Source organism: Rhodoferax sp. LB1P47, from assembly GCF_056521445.1.
Map to the genome: position 1 here is coordinate 44,801 of NZ_JBWMAU010000021.1, position 10,773 is coordinate 55,573.

At 60.0% G+C, this 10,773-nt stretch carries 8 protein-coding genes; 3 read left to right on the forward strand and 5 right to left on the reverse strand.

The features are described 5' to 3' along the window. Nucleotides 1–299 precede the first annotated feature (299 nt). From AC0969_RS17830 to AC0969_RS17840, 3 genes are all read left to right on the forward strand, one after another. Entirely contained in the window at nt 300–4,865 is a 4,566-nt protein-coding gene (locus AC0969_RS17830; protein WP_479625503.1) for a PAS domain-containing protein, read from the forward strand. Next, entirely contained in the window at nt 4,862–5,899 is a 1,038-nt protein-coding gene (locus tag AC0969_RS17835; protein ID WP_479625504.1) for an HD-GYP domain-containing protein, read from the forward strand. The genes AC0969_RS17830 and AC0969_RS17835 overlap by 4 nt, the downstream gene beginning before the upstream one ends. 69 nt (nt 5,900–5,968) lie before the next feature. Beyond that, on the forward strand, nt 5,969–6,862 hold the full coding sequence (locus tag AC0969_RS17840) for a YihY/virulence factor BrkB family protein (RefSeq protein WP_479625505.1): 894 nt from the start codon (nt 5,969–5,971) through the stop codon (nt 6,860–6,862). A 141-nt stretch (nt 6,863–7,003) separates the two neighbouring features. Here AC0969_RS17840 and AC0969_RS17845 read toward each other — a convergent pair whose 3' ends face one another. The 5 genes from AC0969_RS17845 to AC0969_RS17865 form a co-directional block, all read right to left on the reverse strand. Further along, nucleotides 7,004–7,315 carry a hypothetical protein gene (locus AC0969_RS17845; RefSeq protein WP_479625506.1) on the reverse strand — a complete coding sequence of 104 codons (312 nt, stop codon included), beginning with the start codon at nt 7,313–7,315 and terminating at the stop codon, nt 7,004–7,006. Nucleotides 7,316–8,233: 918 nt separating this feature from the next. Continuing rightward, the gene (locus AC0969_RS17850; protein ID WP_479625507.1) at nt 8,234–8,779 is read right to left on the reverse strand and encodes a hypothetical protein; all 546 of its coding nucleotides are present in this window, start codon (nt 8,777–8,779) and stop codon (nt 8,234–8,236) included. A gap of 260 nt (nt 8,780–9,039) precedes the next feature. Beyond that, nucleotides 9,040–9,429 (reverse strand): hypothetical protein, encoded by a 390-nt coding sequence (locus AC0969_RS17855; protein WP_479625508.1) that lies wholly within the window; start codon nt 9,427–9,429, stop codon nt 9,040–9,042. 100 nt (nt 9,430–9,529) lie between these two features. Further along, nucleotides 9,530–9,973: a DMP19 family protein gene (locus tag AC0969_RS17860; protein ID WP_479625509.1), complete on the reverse strand. Its 444-nt coding sequence runs from the start codon at nt 9,971–9,973 to the stop codon at nt 9,530–9,532. A gap of 115 nt (nt 9,974–10,088) precedes the next feature. Beyond that, nucleotides 10,089–10,694 carry a DUF2199 domain-containing protein gene (locus AC0969_RS17865; RefSeq protein ID WP_479625510.1) on the reverse strand — a complete coding sequence of 202 codons (606 nt, stop codon included), beginning with the start codon at nt 10,692–10,694 and terminating at the stop codon, nt 10,089–10,091. Nucleotides 10,695–10,773 lie beyond the last annotated feature (79 nt).

Genomic DNA, 10,773 nt, shown 5'->3' on the forward strand with positions numbered 1-10,773 from the left:
CAGCCACACGGAGATGCTGGCTGGCACGGCGGTAAATAGCTATATTTTTAATAGCTATAAGCGCATATAGAACAAGCGCCAAGGTCGAAAACTAAGCACAAAAAACAGCCCACATAAAGCACGCCACGGCAGGGGCAGAATCTGCGTCCTCGGCAACCACGTGGCTTTCTGTATGCGGCTATTACAAAAGCCGCGATCTATATTTCTGGTTTACATGCTAGCCAAAAACCAACCCGGAGTGCAGAATATTTCGTATACACCCGCATCAAGAATGCACCAAAAAATAAAACAAAATCTGCATGCAATTACTATTTACCCACTCTGAAGATGCCAGCCTGCTGTTACATAGCAACCACAATATCTGGCTGGTGCTGCTGTCTGTCTTCATCGCCATATTTACCGCATGCATGGCCTTGCACATCGCCGGTATTGCGCAGGCGCTAACGGAAACCCGGCACCGTAACCTGGCTCGGCTGGCGGGCACGGTCACCCTGGGGGGCGGCATTTGGGCCATGCACTTTATTGGCATGCTGGCGTTAGACCTGGGCACGCTAGTGGACTACCACCTGGGCTACACCCTGCTGTCGATGCTGCCAGCCCTGCTGGCATCGTGGGTCACGCTGCGCGTGGTGGCCCGTGCGCAGGTGGGCGCACGGCACATCGTGCTGGGCGGGGTGCTGGTGGGCGGCGGGATTGGCAGCATGCACTACAGCGGCATGGCGGCCATGCAAATGGGGCCCGAGCTGCATTACCAGATAGGTTGGTTTTTGCTGTCCATCGCAGCGGCCATCGCACTGGCCATGCTGGCGCTGTGGATTCGGTTTGGCCTGCGCGGCCGGTTTGGCACAGGCCGGAGTGCCGAAAATCGCACCATTCTGGTTAGCGGCACGGTCATGGGTCTGGCCATCGCCAGCATGCATTACCTGGGCATACTGGCCACGCACTTTACGACGCCCATCGCATTGGCACACCATGCCGGGGTGGCAGGATCAAACGCGATGGCCCTGCAAATTGCGCTGGCAACCGTGCTGCTCACCATTGCGGTTACCGCCGTCAGTTACATCCTGCTGCGCTACCGCACGCTGTACCTGCAAATGCGGGCCAGCGAGTCACAGTACGGCTCGCTGCTGCTCAACATTCCCGGCCTGGCTTACAGGCGGCGTCTGGACACCCGCGAACTAGTGTTTGTGAGCGACGGCGCGCTGGCCATTACGGGCTGGACGGCCCAAGAATGCATGGCCGAGGGGCGCGACTTCCGGGACCAAATCCACCCAGACGACGCGCTACGCGTGTTCACCGCCGTGGAGCACGCCTGCGCCCACCGGCTCCCGTATGAGACGGAGTACCAGCTGGTCCACCGCAACGGCAGTGTGCGCTGGGTGCTATCACGCGGCAGCGTGGTCTGCGACAAGCAAGGTCTGCCGTGCTGGTTTGACGGCTTGATCAGCGACATCACCGAGCGTAAAGCCATAGAACAGGCGCTGCATGCCAGCGAATCACAGCACCGCACGCTGCTGCGCCACATACCGGGGCTGGCGTTTCGCCGAGAGCTGACGGCGGAGCGAAAAATTGTGTTTGTCAGCGATGGCGTACAGACGCTGATTGGCTGGCCAGCGGCAGATTTCATACACCGCCAGCGCGATTTACTTGACCACCTGCACCCGGACGACCGCGACCGGGTGATGGAAAAAATCAACCAGCCCCGCCAAATCAACATTGCCTACGAGCACGAATACCGCCTGGTTCACCGCGATGGCAGCGTCCGCTGGGTGCTGTCGCGCGGCTCCATCGTGGCCGATGACAGCGGCACACCGCGCTGGTTTGACGGCATGATGACCGACATCACCGAGCGCAAAACAGCCGAGCAGGCACTCAGCGCCAGCCAGCAGCAAATGCAGAGCATGACGCACAGCATTCCGGGCATTGTGTTGCGCGCCTTGGTCGGCGAGCAATGGCGCATCCAGTACATGAGTGATGCGGTGACCGAGATTGCCGGGTGGTCGGTGTCGGCATTTCTGTCCGGCGAGGTGTCGCTGCCCATGCTGACCCATCCAGACGATCGGCCACAAGTGCTGGCCCAGCTGCACCAGGCGCTGGTAGGGCACACCACCTACGACATCGAACACCGCTTGCAGCACCGCGACGGGCATTACTTTTGGGTATGGGCGCGCGGCAGTGCCACCTACGATGACCAAGGCCAGCCGCTGTGGGTAGACGGCATCATCATGGACATTACCGAGCGCATGGAGACCAAGCAGGCCCTGCATGACAACGAGCGGCAGCTTCAATCGCTGATCCGCAATATTCCGGGTATTGTTGCCCGCACCTTGGTCACCCCCCGGTGGCCCACCCACTACATCAGCGAGGTAGTGGACGCTTTCACCGGCTACCCCGCCGCTGTCTTCATGGTGGGGGAAAAAACCATCGCCCAATTGGTCCACCCAGACGACTGGAATGCATCTCTGCTCTGCGTGCAGCAGGCCATCGCCAACCACACCAGCTATGTATTTGAGTACCGGCTCGGGCACCGCGACGGTAGCTACCGCTGGGTTTGGTGCCAAGGCAGTGCCAGCTATAACGATGCAGGCGAGCCGGTGTGGATGGACTCCATCACCCTGGACATCACCGAGCGCAAGGCCATAGAACACGCGCTGGTCAGCAGCGAGGCGCAGGTCACCTCGCTGATCCGCAGCATTCCGGGTATCGCCTTGCGGGCCATCGTCAAAGACGACTGGCCGATCCAATTCATCAGCGGCGCGGTAGAGGACTTCACCGGCTACGCGCCAGAGACATTCATGTCTGGCAGCATGGACTTGGCCACCCTGATCCACCCCGATGATCTGGCGGCACTACTGCCCATCGTGGGCAGAGCCATAGCCGCCCACACCATCTACTCCATTGAATACCGCCTGCGCTACCACGACGGCAGCTACCGCTGGGTGTGGGGCCGGGGTGCCGCAACCTACGATGCGCACAACCAGCCGCTGTGGGTGGACTCCTTCATCATGGACATCCACGAACGCCACACGATGGAGGTCGCCCTGCGCGAGGCCAAGCGCAACGCCGAGGCGGCCGCGCAGTCCAAAACCAGCTTTCTGGCCAACATGAGCCATGAAATCCGCACCCCCATGAACGCCATCATCGGCTTTACCGAACTGCTGCTGGGCACCGACCTGTCGCAATTGCAACGCCGCCACATGACCACCGTGCGCCAGTCGGCCCGCTCGTTACTGGGCTTGCTGAACAACATTCTGGACACCGCCAAGCTGGAGAAAGGCGCGGTCGAGCTGGAGCACCAAGACTTCTCCCTCAAAGCCCTGCTGACCGAAGTGGCCGATGCCCAGCGGCTGACCGCCGAAAGCAAAGGCCTGGATCTGGAGGTGCACTACCCGCCTACGCTGCCCGAGTTCTTCAAAGGCGACGCGATGCGGGTGCAACAGGTGCTGACCAACCTGCTGGGCAATGCCGTCAAGTTCACCCACGCAGGCTCGGTACACATGCGCATGCGCATGGATTTGGGGCTGGTGCACATCACCGTCACCGACACCGGCATCGGCATTGCCGAGGAGCGTATCGACAAAATTTTCGACCCGTTTTCGCAGGCCGATGCCTCCATGAGCCGCCGCTTTGGTGGCACCGGTCTGGGCACCACCATTGCGCGCCAACTGGTAGAGCTGATGGGCGGACAGTTACAGGTTGAAAGCACACTGGATGTGGGCAGCAGCTTCCACGTACGCCTGCCTTTGCAGCCGGGCCAAAGGGTGGAAGCCGTCCACGACGTGCTGCTGTACGAGCTACCCGGCCTGCGGATTTTGGCGGTAGACGACGTGCCGCAAAACCTGGAGCTGCTGTCGCTGGCCCTGGGCCAGGCCGGGCACATGGTGACCACCGCAACCGGCGGGATCGAAGCCGTACAAGCCTTCATCCAGCAGACCTTCGATATCGTGCTGATGGACGTGCAAATGCCCGGTGTAGACGGACTAGAGGCCACGCGCCGCATTCGCCAAGTAGAAAAAACCCGTGCACTGCGCGCTACCCCCATCGTGGCGCTGACCGCCAGCGTGATGGAAGAAGACCGCCGCGCCACCACCGACGCGGGCATGAACGGCTTTGCCACCAAGCCGCTAGACATGCCCCAGCTTTTTGCCGAAATGGCCCGCGTCATGGGCATCCAGCTGCCCGATGCCGAAGGTGCCACCACCCACGCCATCCGGCACGACCAAAGCCGCCCCCCCGCCATCGACTGGGAGCGCGGCACCGACCTCTGGGGCAGCGCCGCCACGCTGGGCAAAGCCATCCGCCGGTTTCTGGACGAAAACCAGCCCATACCACTGCAAATATCCGCCCTGCTCAAGCAAAACGACCTGGACGCCGCCCGCTACCTGGCCCACAAACTGCGCGGTGCAGCAGGCAACCTGTGCCTGCAAAGCCTGCTGCACGGCAGCAGCATGCTGGAAGACACGCTGAAATCCGACCACCCCGAACAAGCCCGGCTGGCCCTAGAGGACGTGTCTGCCGCCATGACAGCGGTATGCCTGGAACTGTCAGACACCGAAGATGCCGCCCACCCCCCAGCCACAGCCCCGGCAGCACCCGCCGCCGCCGCCACCGCCACTACTGCTGCACACGCCGACCGGGCCCGCTGCCGGGCCTTGGCCCAGGCCATGCGGCAAGCCACTATGCGCAACGAACTGGACGAAGCCACGCTAGAGCAGCTGGGCCAGGCCCTGCACAGCACGGGCCAGGGCCTGTATGCGCCACCGCTAGAGGCCGCACTGATGGCCTTTGAATTTGACACGGCACAGACACTTCTAGACATACTGCTGAAAGCCCTGGCCGCCCAAGCAGAGGAAACCACACCATGACCCACACCGCAGACAACCGTCCCAAAATTCTGGTCGTTGACGACGAAGCCACCAACTTGCAAATGCTGCGCCACGTGCTGCAAGACGACTACCGGCTGGTGTTTGCCAAAGACGGCCCCAAAGCCATCGAGCTGGCCCAGCGCGAACACCCCAACCTGGTGCTGCTCGACATCATGATGCCCGGCATGACCGGCTACGAAGTCTGCGAAGCCCTGAAACGCGATACCCAGACCCGGCACATCCCGGTCGTCTTCGTTACCGCGCTGGCCGACACCGAAGACGAAGCCCGGGGCTTTGCCGTGGGCGGGGTGGACTACCTAACCAAGCCCGCCAGCCCGGCCATCGTCAAAGCCCGGGTGCGCAACCACCTGTCGCTGGTGCAGGTAGACGAGCTGCGCGAAACCCGGCTAGAGATCATCCGCCGCCTGGGCCTGGCGGCCGAGTTCAAAGACAACGAAACCGGCATGCACGTCATCCGCATGAGCTACTTCTCGCGCATCCTCGGGCAGGCAGCGGGCTTGAGCCCGGTGGATGTGGAAAACCTCTTCAACGCCGCCCCGATGCACGATGTTGGCAAGATCGGCATCCCCGACGCAGTGCTGCTGAAAAAAAGCGCGCTCAACCCCGAGGAATGGGCCATCATGCGCACCCACAGCCAGATCGGGGCCGAAATTCTGGGTGACCACCCCCCCGGCCTGATGCAAGTCGCCCGCGAAATGGCCATCAGCCACCACGAAAAATGGGACGGCAGTGGCTACCCCCTTGGGCTCAAGGGCAAAGACATCCCGATCTCCGGCCGCATCGCCGCCATTGCCGATGTGTTTGACGCCCTCACCAGCGAGCGCCCCTACAAAAACGCCTGGACGGTAGATGCCGCGCTGGGCCTGCTGCGCGAACAAAGCGGCAAACACTTCGACCCCGAACTGGTCGAACTGTTCATGGCCAACCTGCCCGCCATCCTCGAAATCAAAGACCGCTGGGCCGAAACCGCCCACACCGTGCAATTTACCGCCCCCACCACCCTGGGTGTGTAGGCCGCTTCTGACACACCAAAGCGGCAGCTTCCGCCAGACCGCAGCGCCCGCGCAGGCGATGATGCGGCCATGCCGTTAAATGCCATCGCCCCGTACGGGCGGCTCATCAAGCAAGTCGCCAGCTCTTGGGTAGACGACTACGCCCCCAGCATGGGAGCCGCGCTGGCCTACTACACCACCTTCTCCCTGGCACCGCTGCTGCTCATCGCCATCTCGGTGGCCGGACTGGTGTTTGGCGAAGAAGCCGCACGCGGCGAAATCGCCGAACAACTCCGCGCCCTGATGGGCGACCAAGGCGCCAGCGCCGTGCAAAGCCTGCTGGTCAGCGTGCACAAACCCGGCGAAAGCATAGCCGCCACCGCACTCGGTGTGCTACTGCTGTTTGTGGGCGCGGCCACCGTGTTTGGCGAGCTGCAAGACGCACTCAACCGCATCTGGCGCGTGCCCGCCCACCGCAACCAGCCGGGCTGGGTCGGCATGCTGCGGGCGCGGCTGCTGTCGTTTGGCATGATTTTGGCTATCGGCTTTCTGCTGATGGTGTCGCTGCTGGTCAGCGCCGCCCTGGCCACCACCGAGCGCTGGCTGCAACCCATCTTTGGCAGCTGGCTGGCCGTGGCGGCCATTGCCAACGCCGTGGGCGGCTTCGTGCTGATCGCCGCCATGTTTGCCCTGATCTACAAAATCATGCCCCGCGCCCGGGTGGAATGGAAGGATGTGTGGATTGGCGCGGTCGTCACCGCCCTGCTGTTCACGCTGGGCAAATCGCTCATCGGCCTGTACGTGGGCCGCAGCGGCGTGGCATCGGCCTTTGGCGCAGCGGGCTCGCTGGTGGTGCTGCTGGTGTGGGTGTACTACTCGGCGCAAATCTTCCTCATTGGGGCCGAATTCACCTGGTGCTACGCCAACGCATTTGGCTCACGCAAAGACTGTGCGCCGCCGCCGCTGGTGCAGCCACTCCACTGAATACTATGATTTTTATAGCTTCTTGCGCATACGGAATATGCGCTTGAGGCCAATTTGACATAAATTACTCTAGGCGCTTAGCCCGGGATGCACGAATAAACACAGGGCCACAAGGCGGCGTAAATACATGGGAGCCGTCTTTCAGCGGGCCGCAAAAAGCGCTAGGTACAAGAAAACACCCGCCGCCACCGCACACATCCCGCACCACACCAGCGCAGGCCGCTTGCCGGAGAACCACAGCGCCAGCGGCAGCAAACCAAATGACACCAGCACCCAGCCAATCGCCACCGCAGGCCCGCCGTCCAGCACCACCTCCGCCCCGCCCAGCTTACTGGTGCGGCCGTAGTAATGCGCCGTCCACACCGCCAGGGAGCCCAGGCCCACCACCGTCAGGCTGATCAGGGTGGCCAGCAGGCGCAGCACCAATAGGTTTTGGGAACTGCGCGGGGTCATGCGAGCTCCTTGCGGTTGGCTGTTGAACGGGTGGGGTGGCATAAAGTAAAAGGCATGGGTGTTGTTTGTGGTGGATGGGCGAAAGCGGAGGAGTGCCGGATAGATGGGCCTTGTCGCCTTTGGCACACAGTGTCAGCAGGTACAGAGACATCAGCGCGCTGTGAAAGTTGCACTGCAACTTGGTACGACTTTTACAGTTTAACGTTGGAGCTAAGCGGGTGACAACGGCAGGCCACCAGGCCCGGGCTGGCGAAAATGTACCGCGTACCACCGGCCCGGGCCTGGTGGCCTGCCGTTGGCGCTCCGCTTGAGCGAGGGGTTAGGCGTAACTGCTCCACCTTTGAAATGCGTTCGTCATCCGGCATGTAAATTGACAGCGCATCACAGATATTCTCGACGCGAGACGCATTGTGTTCATACACCCGATCTGTTGCCCGATAGACGCTGTTTGAGAGTCCGATCAGGTACTTGCTGGCCAACAAGAGCTGGTCTCGCGAAGGCAATGCGAAAACCCTTGCTGTAGTCGTGTAGCGCGGGACCAGATACAGGTGACTCTGCGACTGAGATGACAGCTTCCGTAGGTGTTGCGCCGTCTCTCACATTACCTCCTCTGAAGGCACACCTGGGTTTGCGATGACATTCGCGTGCTCGATCAGGGAGTGCGAAATCTGTCCGATCGTTCGGCGCGCATCTTGAACCGGCGGAACCTGTCAATGACTTTGCAACACCGAATAAATAAATTTACAGTGCAGAGATCGGAATTGAAGGTTGATTGTTCTCCATTGAAGGCGGGTTAATCCAGACGGCGGTGGGTAGTTTTTGCGGCTGTGGTTTCTTGCCTTTGAAACGCCTTGGATGCGCCGCAAAGCGGCATCCTGACGTTGCTTGTCAGTGTGGGCCGACCAGTTAGCTCTCAACTCACTTGTCCACAACCGCATCAAAACTCTCTCCAGCACGAATGCGCTCTAAGCGCGGGTAAAGATCATGGCGCCCAATATTGACCAGCCATTGCGCAACCTCAGCTTTGGCGAATGCGTAGTGCTGCGTTAGTTGTTCGTCGTTGCCATGATTGAACTGGCTAACCGATTTGAGTCCTCGAACCTCACTTGTATTTCTCGCGCTACCCGCTTCTTTCGGAAGCGTGTACTGTGGCCGAAAATCAACCTGCATTGCAACGCCTTCGTCGAACCATACTGGAACCTCCCTTAACATACGCCAAGAGCCAACCCGTTCGTGTAGTTCTTGATGCACGAGCTCGTGAGCGACAACATCGACATTTTGACCTTTCGGGCCAATGATGACGCAGGTGTAATTTCCGACGGAACCCGAACTGCCGTAATTGTTGACCTTCAAAGGCCAAAAGGTTCGCGAATCACGAAAGAATGCGACGATGGGGCGAGAGCGCGGAGCGCCAAAGGTTTTTTCTATTCGCACTCTGGCCTGTGATTGGAGTTCGAGAAACATGGCGCGTTCCGACTCGGAACTGCCCGGTTCGACGAGTGTTCCATCAGGAAGAGCTTCTAGTGCCACGGACTTAACAAACAGACACACTACGTCACTGGGGAAGGCATAGGCGGCATAGAAGAGCGTTGTAATACCAAGGCAAAGAGCAGCGGCCAAGGCAGCAAGAACTTTTCTACTGTGCGCGCGCACATGTGTGACGTTTTTTGAGAGCTAACGTCGAAATCCAGCGGGCGCCGCAGGCGATCCGATGGGATGACCAGTTAGATGGCGGACCATTTGGACGCAAACAGTAAGTGGCAGACGGTCACACCAACCGACACACCGAAACCCATGACTAGGAACATGAAGGCGTGGGGAACCGCGCCGCCACCAAAAACCATCTCCCAAATTCCGGCTGTGAAGCCTGCGCCAGCGAAGAAGATACCGATTGCCCGAAATGCACGAGACGCAAACAGCGCTGCGCGGCTGTTACCGGCCACCATTTGAAACCCGACAACAAAGACAATTCCAACAACGCAACCGACGAACACTATGGGAAGTACTGCCCAAGTCAGGGGCGGTTCGCTCTGGGCTGTACTTTGCAGTAACCAGGGACCGCTCACCAGGCCAACAATGAGAGCGATTGAATAAAGAACGATGCGCGAAATCATAGCTATCTAACGTCGGCCGTGAATGGGCCGCAACGGCGCACTCAGCATTGAAGAATGGCGACCAAGTTGGCCGCCGTTGTGGGTCCATTCGACGAACCCGTTATGCGGCAGCGAAGGCATCGCGATTCCTCTCCACATAATCGGCCAGCTTCGCAAAAACGGATTCGTCACCGCAGGCCTTTTTGCTGAGGACGACAAATTCATGCGTTTCATTCTCCTTCACTGTGTCCAACCAGCGCTGACGCTTTTCCTCGTGCAAGTGCGGCTCAGAGAAGGGGAACAGCCGCGAAGAAGCCTCAACACGCTGGGCAGCGGCCTCTGCGCCAATTCGCCTAAATGTCTCGACAAAGAAAGAGTACGGCGGGGTGCCATCGAAGTCGCTCTCGTAGAAGTACTCAAGCCCGCCGTTGTCGATGATGCCCTGTGCCGTTTGGACGACCGCAACCGTCTGAACCGGCAACGGGAGCTTGAACACGTCACCCGACGCGGCTTCCACGCATGCGATGGAGTACGCGATCGCTCGATCAAGAAGCTGCTGGTTCATGCCGCATAACGTCGAAGTTGAGCCGCGAGCGGCGGCTGGGCACGGAAGGCCCAGAATGAAATGGGGGCCTGCAGTGACCAGCCGTTGCGAGTCGGCTCGAACGATGGGTTATGGCTCATTTGTGCCCCCGAATGGCAAGAACCTCGTGATATCTCGAGTCAGACATGCCGCTCGTAGCCTCAATTGCGAAGCTATGGGCCACACCTTTGGAAAACGAGAGATTAGGCCTCTTGCTGCTTGGACCAAACTGAATGCTTACCGGGAGTCCGACGGTGTCTCGGTAAGCGGCAACTTCGTTGGACAGTTGACCCGCCGCTGGAGGTTCTTCGGATCCGTCTGCCTCATAGAGCTCAAGGTAGCGTTTGAAGACAAGCCAATCGACTTCAGCCCACACCCCCCAACCGTAGTAGCCCGGTCGATCAATGAAGTCGATTGGCAACATGCAGCGAATGAAATAGCGCTCGCCCATTTGGCAAAGGTCGGCGTCCCATTTGGCATGCAGCTCGCGTTCGGGCTCGGGAATCGCCCAAACAACGTCCGGAAGTGTGAACGCCGTATCGGTGGGCAGCCCGCTATGCGACTCTCCGCAAACGGCGCAAACGAAAGAATCAGCGGGATCGGTCATGAGCCATAACGAATAGCGTTTATCCGCCGCGCAGCGCTGCAAGAAACAGTAGCGAACTTCATACGCGGCGGATAAACCTTGTTGGACTGAAACCAACGCCCGCAATGGCCGTTGGTAGTGGGTGAGAGGGATAGGGGATTACTCAAACTCCCCCTGCCTATGGTGCAAATTATGG